We start from the raw sequence: 18,773 nt of genomic DNA on the forward strand, positions 1-18,773 counted from the left end.
CGTTGTCATTTAAATTGGTAAAAGTAAAGATAGATCGTCTTTGTAATACATAAAGCCATTTCATTTAAAGTCAGAGATAATAAAGGGAAAGTATAATGAATTATATGAGAAGTACTTCTGTAATAACGAGAAGATTCAATAATATTATGACCGGATTAATCCTAGCAGGTTGTGCGATTTCATCAGTGCATGCATCACCTAAAGAGGGTACAGATCCTTGGGAAACTGGTTATGGGTTAACTAATGAGCGAATTGATAACTCAAAAGAAAACTTTAACACTTATGAACCGCAAAATAGTAAGTTGTTGCCGACTTCAGCTTATTTATCTAATTGGACACATTACTCCCAAGGTTTTTTGCCATCGATTGATTCATTATCCAAGTACGACACTCTTATTCTTTCTTTTTTTGGGCTATGTGGTACGGAAATCGGCGATCCTTCCATTGTTAGTGCTATTGAGAGCTTAAATAGTGTGTGTAACAACCTTCCTCTACCTGGCGGTTCTGGCGCGACTTTCGGGGAGTCATTTAAAGGAGAGAAATTTGAATTAAGATCAACCGATCCTGGAGCTGATTTTATGAAGGAATTTCCTAGCGCAGGTATACCGTCCTCCAATTGGAACTATCAACGATTAAATGAAAACCCCAGTGGTTTAATGGGAGTAATGAAAAAGTTACACAAAGAAAAAGGGACAAAAATTGCCATTAGTATATTTGGCTGGTCGCTGTCTAATATTGCTTCACAGATGGTATCGACTCCAGAAAGTCGTAAACTCTTTATAGATAGCGTATTACAATATTTAACTGCTTATCCGTTTATTGGTCAGATTGATATTGACTGGGAATACCCAGGAATAAAAGGGGCAGAAAATAATGTATTCGATCCAGAAAATGATGCTGCAAATTATGAAACGTTAATCAGAGAAATGCGCAGTGCATTTGAGACTAACGGATTTGCAGATGTGAAAATTGCGATTGCTTCTGGCGCTCCTCAAGATACCATCGATGCGGCAAAACTGAAGAAGCTAACTGAGGCTGGTGTCGATACGATTCATTTAATGACCTACGACTTTTTTGGTGAAACATGGGCAGAAAATTTAGCCCATCATACCAACTTAATGACCAATGAAAATAGTGACTGGTCTGCTGATAAGTCTATTCGGTACATGATTGATGAGCTGGATATTGATTCAAAAAGTATTCAAATTGGTTATGCTAATTATAGCCGCAATGCATTAAATGCTAATGTAGAGACAAAGAGCCCTCTTAAAGGAACTTTTACTAAAAATAATACTAGTGAATTAGTGATGGGGTCATTTGAAGGGGCTGTAACCGCCATTAATGATATTTTCACTCATTATTTGCAAGCAGATGAGAAAGATGGTTTAACGCCGATTAATAATTATCACTTATATACCGATGAACAAGCAAATGCGGATTACATGCTTCAGCCTGAAAAAGGTATTTTTATTAGCTTAGATACACCTCGTACTGTATATACCAAAGCACAATATGCAACCAAAAATAATTTAGGCGGCATTTTTACTTGGATGGCAGATCAAGATGAAGGTTTGATGCTCAATGCCGCACGTGAAGGTTTAGGCTATAAGCTTGTAGACCGTCAAATTGATATGGAAAATATCATTAACTCTTGTGGTGAAAATGTGACTCCAGAACGCTGTGATGAACTAACTCACCTATCTAGTGGCGACGTGGTAGTTAATGCGGGTGCAGATATTGAAACCGATTTTGCTATGAATACTGGCTATTCATTGGCAGGAAGTGTGACTAATGCTGATGAAATTAAAAAAACGACTTGGACACTTGGTACTGTTTCTGGGATTGCAGCAGAAAATGTACGCATTGACAATGAAGGTCAATTAGAGACTTCATTTTCAATTGTGGGCCTGACAGAGGCTCCAGCTAAAGATGTTATTGTCGAGCTTTCCTTGAACGCTGAGCTACAAGACGGCGGTACTGTTAGCGATAATGTGAAATACACACTGAAAAAAGAGGCGAGCAGTAGCGAACCAGTAATAAACGGTATCACTCCTTCGCATTACAACATGGCTATTGGAGGACCGTTGACTCTTATCGCAGATGCATCAGATCCTGAAGGCTCAGCGCTAACATATGATTGGACAGTGACAAACACTAAGTATGCTATCGCATTTGTAAATCCGAATACCAACCCAACAGATATTGACTTAGCAAGTTTAGTGAATAAACCTGAATATCATTTTGATGTGAATTTAACGGTTCGCAATGATGACGATAATTCAGACTCTGAAACAGTTACAGTTACTGTTACTGGCGATGAGGATGCGAACATCCCACCACAAGCTAGCTTTGTAATTCTTAGTAAAGAGCCAAGTGTGGGTCAAGCTGTGTTACTTCAATCAACATCGACAGATGAACTTGTTGATGAATTGAGGCTAGCATGGACAGTCTCAGTGAATGATCAATCGGTACCTGTTGTCAGCGATGGTGCAAACTATAGTTTTGTGCCTCAAGAAGAAGGCGAGTACACGATTGAGCTAAAGGTTACTGATGTATTTTCTGCAACAGATACAGCTGAGCAGTCAACAACTGTAAGTGACTCTGGTGGTATTCCTGCATGGGATGCAGCGACAACCTATAACGTTAACTGTACATTGGTGACTTATGAAGGAAACACCTATCTTAACCAGTGGTATGTAAATCCTGGGTTTGAACCTAATGAAGAATTAGCGATTTCATCACAAGAGCAAGGATGGGCTAATGCTGATCAGTACTGGTTTTTCCCAAGTGATCCGAGTGTACAATGGGCTTGTCCAGATGAATTTTCTGAATATAGCGGAAACAATTAGAGCAGCAATGTTGCGCTTCTAACAATTTATTGGGGGGCATCATTTTAGTTCTTCATTAAACATCAAAAACCAGTATCTGTTATAGATGCTGGTTTTTATATTTTATTGGGAATAGACACATGACGTGCACCTCCAATCTTCTACCGCTTTATCTAGGCTCAGCATCCGACATGTTATTTTAAATGACTTTGTTATTGGTAATGTCACTATTAATACTGCTAAATACCACTAACGGCCCAGTGTTCTCATACAGGCTAACGACAAGGGATATAATAGAATGCTATGATTATTGACAACTAATTCCTAAAAATAATTACCTATGCCTCCCAGCTCAAACCACACAATTTTTTGGCACGATTACGAGACCTTCGGTGCAAACCCGTCGAAAGACAGGCCATCACAGTTTGCCGGGATCAGAACAGATATGGATCTCAATATCGTCTCTGAACCTGTGACCTTTTACTGCAAGGTGGCAAACGATTACCTGCCCTCACCAGAGGCAATACTAATCACGGGTATCACGCCACAGCTTGCCAACCTCAAGGGCATGCCAGAAACCGAATTTATGGCTAAGGTCAATGAGCAGTTCAGTCAACCAAATACCTGTGTGGCTGGATATAACTCCATCCGCTTCGATGATGAAGTCACCCGCTATGGTTTCTATCGTAACTTCATCGATCCCTATGCTCGTGAGTGGCAAAAAGGAAATTCTCGCTGGGATATTATCGATCTCGTTAGAGCCTGTTATGCTTTCAGACCCGAAGGCATCGAATGGCCACTGAAAGAAGATGGTACACCTAGTTTTAAATTAGAGCATCTCACCAAGGCGAATGGCCTGAGCCATGAGAAAGCCCACGATGCCATGTCTGATGTATATGCCACCATAGATATGGCAAAACTCATTAAGCAGAAGCAACCTAAGCTGTTTGACTATTATTTCCAATTGAGACGCAAACAGGAAGTGAGCAAACAGATTGATGTACTCAACATGCAGCCCTTGGTTCATGTGAGCTCAAAAATCAGTGCCGAACATGGCTGCACCACGCTTATCGCCCCTGTGGCCCATCACTCCAGTAATAAGAATGCTATTATCTGTGTCAATCTCGCCATGGATATCTCTCCTCTTATCGAACTGGACGTGGAGCAGATAAGGGAGCGCATGTATACCCGCAGGGCCGATCTCGCCGCTGATGAACTGCCTATCAGCGTAAAACAGATACATATCAATAAATGTCCCTTCGTGACATCACCGAAAATACTCACCGATGAAGTTGCTCAGCGCCTCAATATCGATAAAGCCTTCGCTAGAGAGCAATACAAGCTATTGAAGCAGCATCCAGAGCTTAGGGAGAAACTGGTCGCCGTCTTCGACGTAGAACATGACAATGGCAGTCAAGATCCCGATCTACAGCTTTACAGCGGGGGATTTTTTAGCTCTGCCGATAAAGAGAAAATGGAGATTATCCGCCATACTTTGCCACAAAACCTAGCGGCCCTTGAGCTCAATTTCGATGATCAGAGGCTCAAGGAGATGTTGTTTAGGTACCGTGCCAGAAACTACACGTCAACCTTAGATGAGTCAGAGTCGATAAAGTGGAGAGACTTCTGTCAATCCAGACTCAGTGATCCTGAATATATGATGCGTTTAGAAAACCTAGTGAATGACACCACGGAAGATGAAGAGAAACAGAAGTTACTAACAGCTTTATGTCATTATCTTAGCAATTTATAGGCTTTAGTCAGATAAGTGCGACTCAGCTCTCATTAACTTTGAAACGTGCTTACTAATATGATCTTCATTAATTTAACAAAAGCAGGACATGGCAGATGCAAGATAGATTCATAAACTGTATTTCTCAGTTACCAAAACCACTCTCAGATGCACTCATTCCTTTATTGCATGCGGATTTTGCAGGCCACATCGATGCCCAGCAACTGACGGATCTAATAAAAGCCAGTGGCTTAACCGAAGAAAAGTTACTACTGGCCTTATTACCCATAGCGGCAGCCCTCGCCAGACCCCCTATCAGTGATTTCCATGTAGGCGCAATAGCTAAAGGGAAAAGCGGCGATATCTACATGGGGGGAAATATGGAATTGCCCGGTGAAGCCTTGTTTCACTCGGTACATGCTGAGCAGAGTGCAATAAGCCACGCCTGGCTCAGCGGAGAAACTCAGATAGTCGATATCGTGGTAAATTTTTCTCCCTGCGGCCATTGCCGTCAATTTATGAATGAATTAGTCGAAGGCTCTCAAGTTAAAATCCACCTGCCAGAGCAAAAAGCTCAACCGCTCACCCATTATTTACCCTATGCCTTTGGCCCATCGGATCTTAATGTCACTGCCCCACTGCTATCCAAGCAAACCCATGAGCTAAGTTTGGATAGCTCAGATCCCATGATCATCGAAGCCGTAGATCATGCCAGTTTGAGCTACGCCCCCTATACCAGTAGCTTCGCCTCTGTAGTACTAGAAACAGAAGACGGTGCTACCTATTGTGGGCGTTATGCCGAAAATGCTGCATTTAATCCCTCTATGTTACCCATGCAGATGGCACTGTCGACCATGACACGCCACAATCGAATCTTTAGTGAGATAACTCGAGCAGTACTGATAGAGTCAGCCCAAGGCAAAATATCACTAGTCGGTGCAACTATGGACGCGCTACATGCCGTCGCCGCAGTGGAACTCGAACATATCGTGTTAGATCCTGAATAAACCTAGCGATACTTCAATAAAAAAGGACTGATATTTCAGTCCTTTTTTATTGAATAACTTTTATACCAAAACTTGGTTATACCGATACATGGGCATTATTTACGGTTTTTTTCCAGCTTAGCCAGCAGACTCGAGGTATCCCATCGATTACCACCAATTGCCTGAACTTCTGAATAAAACTGATCCACAAGTGCACTCAGAGGCAAATGAGAGCCATTTTTTCTCGCTTCATTCAAGGCGATATTCAGATCTTTTCTCATCCAATCGACAGCAAAGCCAAGGTTGTACTCTCCTTGCCACATAGTTTGGTAACGATTTTCCATCTGCCAAGACTGCGCCGCGCCCTTACTGATCACTTCAATGACTTTTTCACCATCGAGCCCAGCACTACGAGCAAAGTGTAATCCTTCAGCCAGACCTTGTACCACACCCGCGATACATATTTGATTAACCATTTTAGTCAACTGACCTGCGCCGACTTCGCCTAAGCGCTCTACACAACGAGAATATGCGTTAATAACTGGCACTGCCCGGGAGAAATCAGCTTCATCCCCTCCCGTCATCACAGTCAATACGCCATTTTCGGCACCGGCCTGTCCGCCAGATACAGGGGCATCGAGAAAGCCTATGCCTGCTTTGGCCGCGATGGCTCCAATCTCTCTGGCAATATCGGCGGATGCCGTTGTATGATCAACCAAGATTGTGCCTGATTTCATACCCAGCAGAGCCCCATCTTCACCTAAGGTAACTTGCCTTAGATCCTCATCATTCCCGACACAGATAAACACCATATCTTGTCCTTGAGCAGCAAGTTTAGGTGTGATTTCATACTTGCCGCCAAATTCTGCGATCCAATCTCGGGCTTTTTGCTCCGTACGATTGTAGACGGTGACTTCATGACCCGACTTAACCAAGTGCCCCGCCATGGGATAACCCATGACGCCTAATCCGATAAATGCTAATTTTGCCATCTTACTTCCTAATTATTATTTTGGTTAACTCATAAAAAAGGCACCCCAAGGTGCCTGTTTTAATCAAATATTCTATGTGGTCACATGGGCTTCCATTTCAGCACCAATTTTCTTGCGCATCTCCATTAAACGAATAGCTGAGTCCCGTAGCTTGATATCATGCTCGGTCTCAGGCACCCACTCAGGGACTTCTGTCGGATTGCCCGCATCATCCACAGCCACCATGATCACAATACAGTGTGTGGTCAAGTGCCGCTCAGGATTCTTAGGATCACCCGCTTTTACGTCTATACCTAAATGCATGGATGAGCGACCCGTGTAGATCACTTTAGCGCTGGTTTCTACAATATTGCCCACCTGGATAGGTTTCACGAAACGAATACCGCCAGCGTAGGCCGTAATACAATACTTACCACTCCAACCTGCAGCACAAGCATAAGCTGCCAGATCGATCCATTTCATTACGGCCCCGCCATGGACTTTACCACCAAAGTTTACATCTGCAGGTTCTGCAAGAAACCTTAAGGTTATCTCTCTTTCTTTACCAGCCATAGCTTTCTCAAATCAATTTTCTTTAAAATAAGTGTACGTCAAAAAGTCTGCTTAGAGTACTAGTAAAGTCGGTGATTTGAGCTTAAATCAAACAAAACAAACCATTTATCCAAGTTTAGTCACTAATACACAAGCAGCGAGAATAAAAGGAATGGCAAGACGATAGGTCCAAAGCTGAACACCAGAACTCAGTACCCGTGAACCTTTGAGCCATAAGTGTAAACCATAACCTGCCAGAAACAGCACCAGTACCTCAATACCCGCGAGCGTATTGGTATCTCCACCAGTAAAAATAGCTGTCACGAGTAGGGCAAACCAAACGACCGTGAAGCCAGCGGCAGCTAGGGAGAAAGTCTTCACGCCAACATCCAGATTAGGCAAGAATGACTTACTTTCGCCACGGATCAGTTCACTAAGGTTAGCGGTTAATGCGCCAACGATTGGCATTAAAGGGACGACAGCAAGATTTAGCATGGTATTTCCTACAAACAAGTTCACAAGAAACAAGTATCTGCTCAATGGACTTAGCTTCCAAGTGATGTTTGCTTGAATTAACTAAGCTTAATTCTGCGGAAATTTAAGCTTAATCTAGATTTTTCTTATCGATATTTGGACAAAATAAAAAAGCGCCATCAGGCGCTTTTTTATAATAATATCCATCTTGTAAAGATCAATTCATATGACAGGGTTAGATTTTCTTAAACAACAGAGAACCGTTGGTACCACCGAAGCCAAATGAATTACATAATGCATAGTCAAACTTCTGATCCCGCGCTGTGTGAGGAACGAAATCGAGATCACAGCCTTCATCGGGATTATCTAAGTTTAATGTCGGCGGCACAACTTGATCTCTCAGCGCCAACAGGGTAACGATAGCTTCAACTGACCCTGCTGCGCCAAGCAGATGCCCGGTCATAGACTTAGTCGAACTAACAGTGAGATCGTAAGCATGGGCACCAAAAGCAGCCTTAACCGCTGCAGCCTCAGCTTTATCCCCTGCGGGTGTCGATGTACCATGAGCATTGATATAACCAACCAGCTCTTTTGCAATCTTGGCATCATTCATGGCGTTGACCATAGCGGCCGCAGCGCCTGCTCCGTCTGCTGGCGGTGATGTCATATGAAAAGCATCTCCACTCATACCAAAGCCTACTAGCTCACCATAGATGGTGGCACCGCGGGCCTTAGCATGCTCATACTCTTCCATAACCATGACGCCAGCTCCGTCACCTATGACGAAACCATCTCTGTCTTTATCCCAAGGGCGACTCGCTGCCTGGGGATCATCGTTACGTGTCGACAATGCCTTGGCAGAAGCGAAACCACCGACCCCTAAAGGACAGGTAACATCTTCGGCGCCGCCGGCTACCATGATATCCGCATCACCATAGGCAATAGTACGCGCCGCGAAACCTATGTTATGTACGCCTGTTGTACAAGCGGTAGTCACGGCAAAGTTTGGCCCTTTCAAACCATACTTAATCGATAGGTGACCCGCTATCATGTTGATGATGGTACTCGGAACAAAGAAAGGAGATATTTTACGCGGTCCGCCTTTAGTCAAAGCAGCGTGACCCTGTTCGATGAGTCTCAACCCACCCATGCCTGCGCCGATAGCAGTGCCGACGCGAGCAGGGTCCAGTTGATCCATATCCAATCCCGCATCTTCAACGGCTTGAATACCCGCAGCCATACCATACTGGATAAACAGATCCATCTTACGCGCGTCTTTCTTTGTCAAATATTGTTCAACATCAAAACCTTTGACTGAGCCACTGAAACGAGTCGTAAATTCGCTCGCATCAAATTTAGTGATTGGGGCTATTCCGCTTTGACCCGAAACGAGTGCTTTCCAGGATGAATCTACGGTATTGCCTACAGGACTGACTAAGCCAAGACCGGTTACGACTACACGACGTTTAGACACGTTGTCACCTTTTTTACTGAGTTAATTATGAGTGCTGCATGGATACATGCATCTTATTGTAGTTCTGAACTGTTGAAAAATAGAAGTAGTAGTGGTGGGAACACGCAATTTCCAATAGCCAGAAACAAAAACAGGCAGCATAAATGCTGCCTGTTTTCTAGAATTCAGGATTACTGATTCTTTGAAACGTAATCAACCGCTGCTTGAACAGTAGTGATTTTTTCAGCTTCTTCATCAGGGATCTCGGTGTCAAACTCTTCTTCTAGAGCCATAACCAACTCAACCGTGTCCAGAGAATCTGCACCCAGGTCGTCAACGAAAGATGCAGCAGACTTAACGTCCTCTTCTTTAACACCTAGTTGCTCAATAATGATTTTCTTTACACGTTCTTCGATGTTGCTCATTAGTTTTCTTTCCTATTCAAATTACGCACTTGCGCAAGATTGCGAGTAGTTTATTCAATTTGGCTAACAATGCAAGCTTAACTTTTGTGGTCTAACCACGAAAGTATGCATATCTTGATGCCGATCATCAATAGTTGGCTAAAAAAACAGCCTACACCTTAAAAATTTTTCATAATCACAAAACTAGGGATAAATCCTTAACCTTGTGATCTTTTATGAAACATATTTAAGTCCGCAATATATTACAGACTTAAACATACCTCAACAGCCTTAGGCCATGTACATACCGCCATTCACATGGAGAGTCTCACCTGTGATATATGCGGCTGAATCTGATGCTAAGAAAAGCACGGCGTTCGCTATCTCTTGTGCTTGTCCTAGTCTCGCCATCGGCACCTGGGACATGATACCTTGTTGCTGCTCTTCAGTCAGCTCATCAGTCATATCTGTCTGAATAAATCCAGGAGCAATAGCATTCACTGTTATGTGACGAGATGCAACCTCCTTTGCTAGAGATTTTGTAAATCCAAGTAAACCCGCTTTCGCGGCGCAATAGTTTGTCTGACCTGGATTGCCCGAAGAGCCTACGACTGAGCCGATATTGATGATGCGACCATTGCGCTTCTTCATCATAGAACGCATAACCGCTTTTGACGTTCTGAAAATCGAAGTCAGGTTAGTATCTATGATATCTCCCCATTCATCGTCCTTCATTCGCATCAGCAAGTTATCACGTGTGATACCAGCATTATTGACGAGTATGTTTACATCTCCGGCTTTCTCTTTGACTGCTGAAAATAATTCAGCGACAGAATCTGCATCGGTCACATTGAGCACCAAACCAAATCCATTATCGCCCAAATACTCTTGAATCGCCGCAGCGCCGCGTTCACTGGTCGCAGTACCGATAACGGTTGCGCCAGCAGAGACTAGTGTTTCAGCAACTGCACGGCCGATTCCACGACTCGCACCAGTAACCAGTGCTACTTTCCCGGATAAATCTATTGTTACACTCATTACAATCTCCTATTCGGCCAATGCGGCAAGAGATGCCACATCGTTGACCACTTTCGCAGTTAGCGAACGATCGATACGCTTCGCTAAACCGGTTAACACTTTGCCGGGTCCCATTTCAAACAAATTGGTAACCCCTTGCTCCGAGATGGCTTTGACCGTCTCAGACCAAAGTACGGGACAATAGAGTTGACGGACCAAGGCATCCTTAATCTCTGCAGCAGACTCAGGGCTTGCTACATCCACATTATTGATGACGGTTATTTGTGGTGTTTTAAACTCTATGTGCTCAAGCGCGATAGCCAATTTTTCAGCCGCCGGACGCATCAACTCACAATGCGACGGTACACTAACAGGCAGTGCAACGGCCATCTTAGCCCCTGCCGTCTTACATAAGACTGCGGCGCGTTCAACGGCAGCCTTGCTGCCGGCGATAACGACCTGACCTGGGCTATTATAATTTACCGGGCTGACCACTTCACCTTCGGCCGCATCTTCACACGCCTTAGCGATAGCATCGTTCTCGAGACCGATAATGGCGAACATAGCACCGGTACCCGCTGGTACTGCTTTCTGCATTAATTGTCCACGAAGCTCGACGAGTTTTACTGCATCGGTAAACTCCATCACACCAGCACACACAAGCGCTGAATATTCACCTAAGCTGTGTCCCGCCATAATCTTAGGCGAGGTCTTACCACTGGCTTTGAAAGCACGCCAAATAGCTACACTTGCCGTTAACAGTGCAGGCTGTGTCTTATCGGTTTCATTGAGCGTTTCAACTGGACCTTGTTGCACAAGTTCCCACAGATCATAACCTAATACATCACTTGCCTGAGAAAATGTTTGAGCGACGATATCGTGCTCAGAAGCAAGATCTGCCAGCATGCCAATGGCCTGAGAGCCTTGACCGGGAAAAACGAAAGCAGAATTTTCCATAATATTTACCTATGACAATTCATAAAATAATCTTGATGTTTAAAACAGGCTTTACCCACCTGTTTAAACCGAATTAAAAACGAACGAGTGCACTGCCCCACGCAAATCCTGCGCCGAAAGCTTCGAGCAAGACAAGCTGACCGCGCTCAATGCGACCATCACGGACAGCTTCATCTAAAGCAATAGGAACAGAAGCTGCAGAAGTATTGCCGTGTTTTGCTAAGGTCAATACCACTTTATCCAAACTCATATTGAGTTTCTTCGCCGTGGCTTTGATGATCCTAAAGTTTGCTTGATGGGGAACCAACCAGTCGATTTCAGACTTATCAATCTGATTCAGCCTTAACGTTTCAGTCACCACATGGGCAAGCTGAGTCACTGCGACCTTAAACACATCATTGCCTTTCATGGTCATGTAACCAACGGCTTCTGAAGACTCCCCCGGACGAGGCGGAAAAGAGCATTTAAGTAGGTCGCCTTGACGGCCGTCGGCATAGATGTGAGTTGAAATTATGCCTGGCTCGTTCGAAGCACCAATCACTGCTGCACCAGCCCCATCACCAAATAAAATGATAGTACTGCGATCATCGGGTTCACACAGACGTGATAACACATCCGCACCTATGACTAAGACTTTCTTAGCCGCACCAGATTTAACATATTGATCGGCAATAGAGAGGGCATAAACGAAACCTGAACATGCTGCGGCGATATCGAATGCCGGAATAGTATGAACACCCAACATGGCTTGAATTTCACAGGCCGCTGCGGGAAAGGCGTTACTGGCACTCGTCGTGCCACACACTATCATATCAAGTTCAGTGGCTTCTATACCCGCCATTTCCAGTGCTTTAAGTGCGGCTTGATAGCCCATAGTCGACACTGTCTCATCAGAGGCGGCGATTCTACGCTCTGAAATACCTGTACGTTCAACAATCCACTGATCTGTGGTTTCAACCATCTTTTCCAGATCGGAATTGCTACGCACCTGTTCTGGTAGATAACTACCAGTTCCAAGAATTTTTGTATGCATAAGGAGATATCAGCTATTAATGTCTAAAAGAATCGACTCTAGACGTTCTTCAATCATCTGAGGGAGTCGACGTTGTGCCTCGGTCACTGCTAGATTAATCGCTTGTAAATAAGCAGATTCATCAGCACTTCCATGACTTTTTACTACGATTCCGCGCAATCCTATCAAACTTGCGCCATTGTAGTGGTCGGGGTTCATCTGATTCAGTACAGAATTAATACGAGGCGCGATTAATTTGGCCATTAATCGAACAAAAAATCCTTGTTGCAGGCCTTTTTCTAATTGGTGTACCAATAATCTGGCAATACCTTCTGAGGTTTTTAGGGTGATATTACCGACAAAGCCATCGCAAACGATGACATCGACGTTGCCCGAAAAGAGGTCATTACCTTCGATGAAGCCAACATAATTGAGCTGAGGGCTCTGTTGTAAGAGTTGGCCAGCCTGTTGTACCTGATCATTGCCTTTGATCTCTTCTATACCAACATTGAGTAAGGCCACTTTAGGTGAAGGGTTTTTATCTACGGCTTCGCATAAGACCGAGCCCATCACAGCAAATTGAAACAAGGTTTCAGAACAGCATGACACATTGGCCCCAAGATCGAGTAAATAGACAGGCGTTTTATTCACAGCAGGAAGACAGCTAACCAACGCAGGTCTGTCGATCCCTGGTAGCGTCTTAAGTAGCACTTTAGACATTGCCATCAGGGCGCCAGTATTTCCCGCACTCAAGCACGCATCAGCCTTGCCATCTCGGACGAGTTCTATGGCTAATCTCATCGAACTTTGTTTGCGATTTCTTAGTGCATGAACGGGTCTATCTGACATGCTAACGACTTCTGTCGTATGCAAGATCTCAATTCGTGAGCGAACACTGGTTTCAATTTGAGAAAGATAAGGTGTGATTTCTGCTTCATTACCCACGAGGATAATATGAAGAAAGGAAGATAAACGAAGCGCCTGCAGGGTTGCAGGCACTGTGATGTGGGGGCCATGATCGCCCCCCATCGCATCTAACGCGAGCGTCAGATTAGTCATTTAGTTAGCAACAAATTACTTGTTGATAACCTTCTGACCACGGTAAAAACCATCTGCTGTCATGTTATGACGTAGATGTAATTCACCACTCGTTGCGTCTACTGACAATTGAGGAGTGCTCAATGAATCATGTGAACGGCGCATTCCGCGCTTTGAACGAGTTTTCTTATTCTTTTGTACAGCCATTTGACCGGTCTCCTAGGTTACTTGCTCTTCAGTTTTTCTAACACTGCAAACGGATTTGGACGCTCCTCTTGAGAAGGTTCAATCTCGCCTACTACTATATCTTGATCTCCCTGACCGCAACTTTCGCTGACATGCATAGGGATTAAAGGCATAGCGACTATCAATTCATCTTCAATTAATTGATGCAGACGAACCTCGCCTATTTCATTACACTCAATAGGATCATACGCATCCGGGAGCTCATCGATTTCAGCTTCATTCCCGCAGGGACTGAAACTAAAGTCGACCGTAACCTCTGTGGTAAATAGCATCATGCAGCGTTGACAATTCAGAGTGAGCTCCGTCACAGCCTTCCCCTTGAGGTAGACTATCCCCTGTATATCTTCACCGCATTGTAATGACACTGTCACATCGGAACAGTCGCCGGCACTTAACTCATTCAATCGTTTTAATTGCTTACCCGGGATCATACCTTCAAAAGAAAGCAGACTCGAGGCCGCACGTATTGGATCGATTGAAACCGGTATCTTTACTGTTTGCATAAGGCGCGCATATTATAGTTTGAAATCCTCAGAGTCAAAGGAAATTTCCCATCTTCATAAAGAAGAGGAAATCATTTACTCGCTTTAACTCTTAAGAACAAAAATTGATGGATTATAAATTTTACCCAAGCAGCCGAATTTACTCAAGCACTTCATGCTTAAAATAGAAGCGTTCGCACACATTTTAGTTAAGAATTTCTCAAACTGCGTGTTACCTGGACAATAACAAGGCTAAACTCCGGGACATAACCACTGAAACCAACTTATCGAGCTTATTACACATTTATATAATAGCGTTTCAGTAAATCATCTCCTGTCACTCGAGGACATAAATATCATGTCGATACCCGTCATCTTAGCGTCAACATCACCATACAGAAAACAAATTTTAGCCAAGCTCGACTTTCCCTTCTCCTGTTGTGACCCACGAGTCGATGAGACCCACTTAATCAATGAGTCACCTAAAGAGCTGGTATTAAGGCTCGCTGAAGCTAAGGCTAAAGCCGGTGCACTAGCGTATCCTGAAGGTCTGGTTATAGGCTCAGATCAAGTCGCAGTGATCGAGGGGAAGATAGTAGGAAAACCGTTAAACCACGAGACAGCAGTGAAGCAGCTAATGGCTTCATCGGGTAAGATCATCACTTTTTACACTGGCATATCACTGCATAATATTGCTTCTAGCCATAACGAAAGCCTTTGTGAAACCTTTAAAGTTCACTTTAAGCATCTATCTCAGCAGCAGATAGAAAATTACCTATCCAGAGAACAGCCGTACTTCTGTGCAGGCAGTTTCAAGTGTGAAGGGCTAGGCATCGCTCTATTTGAGCGCTTAGAAGGAAAAGATCCAAACACCTTAATCGGTCTGCCCTTAATAACACTCACCGAGATGCTTGATAGGCAAGACTACGATGTTTTAGCCCAGAGATAGTCCCCAAACCAATACCAAGTCATGAATTCATTAAGACAAACTTAGTAATTTAGTATTAGTCATCTTCTCTATGGCTAAAAAAGCATGATAACTGGCCATAAATTGATATGAAAGTAGAGAAGTCATCATCTATTTTACCAAGGAAGTATGAAATCCATCCCGTTTAGTCACACTCTGCTAGATACCCACTACACTTAACCTTTATCAATAATGAGAATCACTATCGAGTACCTTGACGTACTCGAACATATCATCTTGAGTCAACAAGGAGGTCTGACTTATACCACCCTATTAAATATGTGATCGTTCAGCGGGAGTTAAAAGTGCTGTAGACAAGGCGGATGTTTGAAGCTAATAGTTATTCTATATCGAGAACATGTAACGCAGCACAAAGTGCTTTAAAGCCCGCACTACGTGAGCCTCTCAGGCATTCCACTTCTGTGTTGCACTCACTTAAAAAGTGATAACCATTTCTACATCACTGCGCCTTGAATTGAAAATCCTGAGTGGCTCTGAACTGAACAAATATTTAATGAGGTTGGTATTACTGGTTAGATTTTTTGGGAATTGCTAATGACAGATATTGAGGAAGCGCTCGCGCTATTAGCTGCGCCGTGTACGGATGAACGTTTTTTCCAACGAGCCCTTAAGGCTCTCGCCCTAGTCACTCAATGTCGCTGGGCCGCATTTGGACGCCCCTCTAATAAAGACGGTATCATGGACATTGTGGCTTTTTGTGATTTAAAACATAATGTCCCTGGGTTTGAGTTTGATCTCAAAGGTTCTCCATGTGAATCTATCTACCAGCTAAAATACCCTAATTGCCACATTCTTTATCCCTCAGATCTACAAAAGACATTCCCAAACTTCTCCTTAATTAAGAATCTCGGTGCCAACAGCTATCAAGGCGAATTAATCCTCAATGACGATGGAACGCCGATTGGCCATATTCTCGTCATGGATACGCTGCCACAAACCGAGACAATGAAATCCAGAGAGTTTTTTCGATTACTCGCCCAAAGAATAGGTATCGAATATAAAAGGTTACTCATTTCTCGCGAGCTGGATTTGCACAAACAGATGATAGCCCACACAGAGCAGTTGATGTCATTTGTGGATCGAAACTATCAATATCAAGTGATTTCGAAAGGCTACGAAAAAGTGTTTAACCGAACAGCTAAGTCTCTCATAGGAAAATCTGTGTCTGAGGTCCATGGAGAAACAATCTTTATCGATCATTTAAAGCCCTTATTGGATAGGACACTTAAAGGAGAAACCATAACGGCACAGAGTTGGATCCATCCCCCTCACCTCTCAGAACCCATTTATCTCAATATTCATCATAATCCCTATTATAATGAAAAAGGTGAGGTCGTCGGTGTTATCGTCTCGGCACATAACATCACAGAACTTCACCATGCCAATGAAAAGATAGCCCATTACGCCAGTCATGACCCTTTAACTGGGTTACTAAACCGCAGAGCCCTGTTTGAGCAAATGGAACAAAAGTTACTGGCACAACAAAAAGGTAAACTGCAGTTGGCGGTGATCTATCTCGACTTAGAAGGCTTCAGACAGATAAACGATACCTATGGTCACCACCTGGGAGATAGAATTTTAAATGATGTCGCTAAACGCATTAAACAAGCGGCAGGTACACGTGAATTGGTCGCAAGAATTGGAGGTGATGAGTTTATCGTCTTAGCCAGCTTAGACTACGGCGCAAGTAAGGCTAATTATAGGGACAAATTAACATCACGTTGCAAACAGTTTTTGAGTGATTTAAAAATGACGATTGATATCGAGGGCCATAGCTTACCCATATCGGCAAATATTGGCCACTATGTGGTCGAAGAGTTCAATATGGACCTGTCCTCTATCATATCTCAGGCCGATAAAGATATGTACGATAATAAGAAGATCCAATGACTCCGTTTTCCTCTTATGACAGTGGAGAAACCAGCTCACAGCCTCCCCCAGAGCCTAAACGGTGGTTATTGCTTCAGAGGTTATCTCTCTGTAAGTAGAATTGTTTAGTGCTTAAGTGCTTAAGCAACTCCATGGGTGAACTGATCACCGCCTTAGGATTGGCCTGGCTCAATTTATTTTGATCATGGGCACCATAGTCTACGCCAATAGCATGGATACCCGCATTATTGGCCATGTTCAAATCATGAATAGAATCGCCAATCATCACCGCTTTATCCGGTGATATATCGAGTTCCTTTAATAGCTGTAATATCATCTCAGGGCTAGGCTTACTTGCCGCTTCGTCTGCACAGCGGCTTGCAACAAAGTATCTACCAAGTTCAGTTGCCGTTAACACTCGGTTGAGCCCTGCCCGTGCTTTTCCTGTCGCCACAGCCAATTTATAACCTAGCCCATTCAAAGTCGTGAGCAAATCTTCTACACCGTCAAACAAGGGGCTTGGAGTCTGATTAAGCTCTAAATATTGTTGACGGTAGACCTCTTTCATATCGGCTTGTAACTCGGCGCTACCATTAGGGTGAAGAATCGTGAGTGCTTCATCCATGGATAAACCAATAATGTCACGAACCGCCTGCTCCGTTGGCATAGGCATATTCAAAGTCAGAGCAGATTGCTGCATACAGTCCACAATTTTCCCGACCGAATCCATGAGGGTGCCATCCCAGTCAAAAATGACTAATTCATAATGCCTCATACTTTCACCAATTTATCTAAAGTTTGAGTGAGTACCGGATCGAGTGGCGCTTTGACAACCATAATTTCCTCTGTTCCAGGGTGAGTGAATCTAAGCTGGGCAGCATGAAGAAATAAACGATTTAAACCATGAACTCCCATGGAATCATCAAATTTCTGTTCACTGTATTTGTCATCACAGGCGATGGGATGGCCCGTATACTGACAATGAACACGGATCTGATGGGTTCTGCCTGTTACCGGACTGGCTTGAACTAACGTCGCACCTTGATAGCGCTGCAAAATTTTGAAGCGCGTCTCACACTCCTTTCCTTCTTGATTAACCCGAACAATACGCTCGCCTGATTTTAGGGTCAGTTTAAGTAGCGGGGCTTTAATGACTTTATCACGGGCTTGCCAGGTACCTTTAACTAGTGCCTGGTAATCCTTTTGCATCTTTTTAAATCTGAGTTGATCATGCAAATGCCTTAATGCACTGCGTTTTTTCGCAATCAACAATACCCCTGAAGTATCTTTATCGAGACGATGCACTAATTCAAGAAACTTCTGAGTCGGCCTTAAGGAGCGCATGGCTTCTATGACTCCGAAATCGACGCCACTACCTCCATGAACCGCGATACCTGAAGGTTTATTGAGTACTATGATGGATTTATCTTCGAATATAATCCGACTTTCCAGTTGTGACACCTTAGTTAATTTAGCCGAAGGGCCAGGACGGTCAGATTTATCAGATACTCTAACTGGCGGGATACGAACGATATCACCGTCTTGTAACTTGTACTCAGGCTTGATGCGCTTTTTATTCACCCTGACTTCCCCCTTGCGCACGATCCGGTAGATCATACTCTTAGGGACACCCTTTAACTTTGTCAGCAAATAATTATCAATTCTCTGCCCAAGATGGTCTTCATCGATAGTGACTAATTGAACTTTTTGTTTAGGTGCTTCGGTATTCATGGTGGGCCTTATCTACATCAGGAAGCGTATTGT

Annotated in this window: 18 protein-coding genes; 5 read left to right on the forward strand and 13 right to left on the reverse strand. The window is 43.7% G+C overall.

What is annotated here, in order from left to right; genetic code table 11:
- The first annotated feature begins 95 nt into the window (after positions 1-95).
- From sps_RS06675 to cdd, 3 genes are all read left to right on the forward strand, one after another.
- The gene (locus sps_RS06675) at positions 96-2,849 is read left to right on the forward strand and encodes a glycosyl hydrolase family 18 protein (RefSeq protein ID WP_077751823.1); all 2,754 of its coding nucleotides are present in this window, start codon (positions 96-98) and stop codon (positions 2,847-2,849) included.
- Between the two features lie 319 nt (positions 2,850-3,168).
- Positions 3,169-4,581 carry an exodeoxyribonuclease I gene (sbcB, locus tag sps_RS06680; protein ID WP_077751824.1) on the forward strand — a complete coding sequence of 471 codons (1,413 nt, stop codon included), beginning with the start codon at positions 3,169-3,171 and terminating at the stop codon, positions 4,579-4,581.
- Between the two features lie 95 nt (positions 4,582-4,676).
- Positions 4,677-5,567, forward strand: a complete 891-nt coding sequence (gene cdd / locus sps_RS06685) for a cytidine deaminase (protein ID WP_077751825.1) — start codon at positions 4,677-4,679, stop codon at positions 5,565-5,567.
- Between the two features lie 95 nt (positions 5,568-5,662).
- Here cdd and sps_RS06690 read toward each other — a convergent pair whose 3' ends face one another.
- The 11 genes from sps_RS06690 to yceD all read right to left on the reverse strand — a co-directional run bounded on the left by sps_RS06690 (position 5,663) and on the right by yceD (position 14,173).
- Positions 5,663-6,538 carry an NAD(P)-dependent oxidoreductase gene (locus sps_RS06690; protein ID WP_077751826.1) on the reverse strand — a complete coding sequence of 292 codons (876 nt, stop codon included), beginning with the start codon at positions 6,536-6,538 and terminating at the stop codon, positions 5,663-5,665.
- A gap of 72 nt (positions 6,539-6,610) precedes the next feature.
- The gene (locus tag sps_RS06695) at positions 6,611-7,090 is read right to left on the reverse strand and encodes an acyl-CoA thioesterase (RefSeq protein ID WP_077751827.1); all 480 of its coding nucleotides are present in this window, start codon (positions 7,088-7,090) and stop codon (positions 6,611-6,613) included.
- 105 nt (positions 7,091-7,195) lie between these two features.
- Positions 7,196-7,564: a hypothetical protein gene (locus tag sps_RS06700; RefSeq protein ID WP_077751828.1), complete on the reverse strand. Its 369-nt coding sequence runs from the start codon at positions 7,562-7,564 to the stop codon at positions 7,196-7,198.
- Between the two features lie 214 nt (positions 7,565-7,778).
- Positions 7,779-9,017 carry a beta-ketoacyl-ACP synthase II gene (gene fabF / locus sps_RS06705; RefSeq protein ID WP_077751829.1) on the reverse strand — a complete coding sequence of 413 codons (1,239 nt, stop codon included), beginning with the start codon at positions 9,015-9,017 and terminating at the stop codon, positions 7,779-7,781.
- 170 nt (positions 9,018-9,187) lie between these two features.
- Complete coding sequence (acpP, locus tag sps_RS06710) at positions 9,188-9,421, reverse strand: acyl carrier protein (protein ID WP_012324673.1); 234 nt, start codon at positions 9,419-9,421, stop codon at positions 9,188-9,190.
- Between the two features lie 270 nt (positions 9,422-9,691).
- The gene (gene fabG / locus sps_RS06715) at positions 9,692-10,438 is read right to left on the reverse strand and encodes a 3-oxoacyl-ACP reductase FabG (protein ID WP_077751830.1); all 747 of its coding nucleotides are present in this window, start codon (positions 10,436-10,438) and stop codon (positions 9,692-9,694) included.
- Between the two features lie 9 nt (positions 10,439-10,447).
- Entirely contained in the window at positions 10,448-11,374 is a 927-nt protein-coding gene (fabD, locus tag sps_RS06720) for an ACP S-malonyltransferase (RefSeq protein WP_077751831.1), read from the reverse strand.
- A gap of 73 nt (positions 11,375-11,447) precedes the next feature.
- Positions 11,448-12,407, reverse strand: a complete 960-nt coding sequence (locus sps_RS28025) for a beta-ketoacyl-ACP synthase III (protein WP_149027233.1) — start codon at positions 12,405-12,407, stop codon at positions 11,448-11,450.
- Positions 12,408-12,416: 9 nt separating this feature from the next.
- Positions 12,417-13,445, reverse strand: a complete 1,029-nt coding sequence (gene plsX / locus sps_RS28030) for a phosphate acyltransferase PlsX (protein ID WP_149027234.1) — start codon at positions 13,443-13,445, stop codon at positions 12,417-12,419.
- A gap of 15 nt (positions 13,446-13,460) precedes the next feature.
- A complete protein-coding gene (gene rpmF / locus sps_RS06730; protein ID WP_077751832.1) occupies positions 13,461-13,631 on the reverse strand; it encodes a 50S ribosomal protein L32 in 171 nt (56 codons plus the stop codon).
- A gap of 17 nt (positions 13,632-13,648) precedes the next feature.
- Positions 13,649-14,173, reverse strand: a complete 525-nt coding sequence (yceD, locus tag sps_RS06735; RefSeq protein ID WP_077751833.1) for a 23S rRNA accumulation protein YceD — start codon at positions 14,171-14,173, stop codon at positions 13,649-13,651.
- 337 nt (positions 14,174-14,510) lie between these two features.
- Between yceD and sps_RS06740 the strand changes: the two genes are divergently transcribed.
- Positions 14,511-15,101, forward strand: a complete 591-nt coding sequence (locus sps_RS06740) for a Maf family protein (protein ID WP_077751834.1) — start codon at positions 14,511-14,513, stop codon at positions 15,099-15,101.
- 573 nt (positions 15,102-15,674) lie between these two features.
- Entirely contained in the window at positions 15,675-17,030 is a 1,356-nt protein-coding gene (locus sps_RS06745) for a sensor domain-containing diguanylate cyclase (RefSeq protein ID WP_077751835.1), read from the forward strand.
- A 73-nt stretch (positions 17,031-17,103) separates the two neighbouring features.
- Here the strand turns inward: sps_RS06745 and sps_RS06750 are convergent, their stop codons facing one another.
- Positions 17,104-17,784, reverse strand: a complete 681-nt coding sequence (locus sps_RS06750) for an HAD-IIIA family hydrolase (protein WP_077751836.1) — start codon at positions 17,782-17,784, stop codon at positions 17,104-17,106.
- Complete coding sequence (gene rluC, locus sps_RS06755) at positions 17,781-18,740, reverse strand: 23S rRNA pseudouridine(955/2504/2580) synthase RluC (protein WP_077751837.1); 960 nt, start codon at positions 18,738-18,740, stop codon at positions 17,781-17,783. The genes sps_RS06750 and rluC overlap by 4 nt, the downstream gene beginning before the upstream one ends.
- Positions 18,741-18,773: the final 33 nt, after the last annotated feature.

Source organism: Shewanella psychrophila, from assembly GCF_002005305.1.
GTDB lineage: Bacteria > Pseudomonadota > Gammaproteobacteria > Enterobacterales > Shewanellaceae > Shewanella > Shewanella psychrophila.

Excerpts from the sequence above, each read along its gene's own strand:
- sps_RS06745 (WP_077751835.1), top strand. The coding sequence starts at position 15,675 with ATGACAGATATTGAGGAAGCGCTCGCGCTATTAGCTGCGCCGTGTACG.
- sps_RS06740 (WP_077751834.1), top strand. The coding sequence starts at position 14,511 with ATGTCGATACCCGTCATCTTAGCGTCAACATCACCATACAGAAAACAA.
- yceD (WP_077751833.1), bottom strand. The coding sequence starts at position 14,173 with ATGCAAACAGTAAAGATACCGGTTTCAATCGATCCAATACGTGCGGCC.
- sps_RS06690 (WP_077751826.1), bottom strand. The coding sequence starts at position 6,538 with ATGGCAAAATTAGCATTTATCGGATTAGGCGTCATGGGTTATCCCATG.
- sps_RS06695 (WP_077751827.1), bottom strand. The coding sequence starts at position 7,090 with ATGGCTGGTAAAGAAAGAGAGATAACCTTAAGGTTTCTTGCAGAACCT.
- cdd (WP_077751825.1), top strand. The coding sequence starts at position 4,677 with ATGCAAGATAGATTCATAAACTGTATTTCTCAGTTACCAAAACCACTC.
- sps_RS06675 (WP_077751823.1), top strand. The coding sequence starts at position 96 with ATGAATTATATGAGAAGTACTTCTGTAATAACGAGAAGATTCAATAAT.
- sps_RS06700 (WP_077751828.1), bottom strand. The coding sequence starts at position 7,564 with ATGCTAAATCTTGCTGTCGTCCCTTTAATGCCAATCGTTGGCGCATTA.
- fabG (WP_077751830.1), bottom strand. The coding sequence starts at position 10,438 with ATGAGTGTAACAATAGATTTATCCGGGAAAGTAGCACTGGTTACTGGT.
- rluC (WP_077751837.1), bottom strand. The coding sequence starts at position 18,740 with ATGAATACCGAAGCACCTAAACAAAAAGTTCAATTAGTCACTATCGAT.
- plsX (WP_149027234.1), bottom strand. The coding sequence starts at position 13,445 with ATGACTAATCTGACGCTCGCGTTAGATGCGATGGGGGGCGATCATGGC.
- acpP (WP_012324673.1), bottom strand. The coding sequence starts at position 9,421 with ATGAGCAACATCGAAGAACGTGTAAAGAAAATCATTATTGAGCAACTA.
- sps_RS06750 (WP_077751836.1), bottom strand. The coding sequence starts at position 17,784 with ATGAGGCATTATGAATTAGTCATTTTTGACTGGGATGGCACCCTCATG.
- sbcB (WP_077751824.1), top strand. The coding sequence starts at position 3,169 with ATGCCTCCCAGCTCAAACCACACAATTTTTTGGCACGATTACGAGACC.
- fabD (WP_077751831.1), bottom strand. The coding sequence starts at position 11,374 with ATGGAAAATTCTGCTTTCGTTTTTCCCGGTCAAGGCTCTCAGGCCATT.
- sps_RS28025 (WP_149027233.1), bottom strand. The coding sequence starts at position 12,407 with ATGCATACAAAAATTCTTGGAACTGGTAGTTATCTACCAGAACAGGTG.
- rpmF (WP_077751832.1), bottom strand. The coding sequence starts at position 13,631 with ATGGCTGTACAAAAGAATAAGAAAACTCGTTCAAAGCGCGGAATGCGC.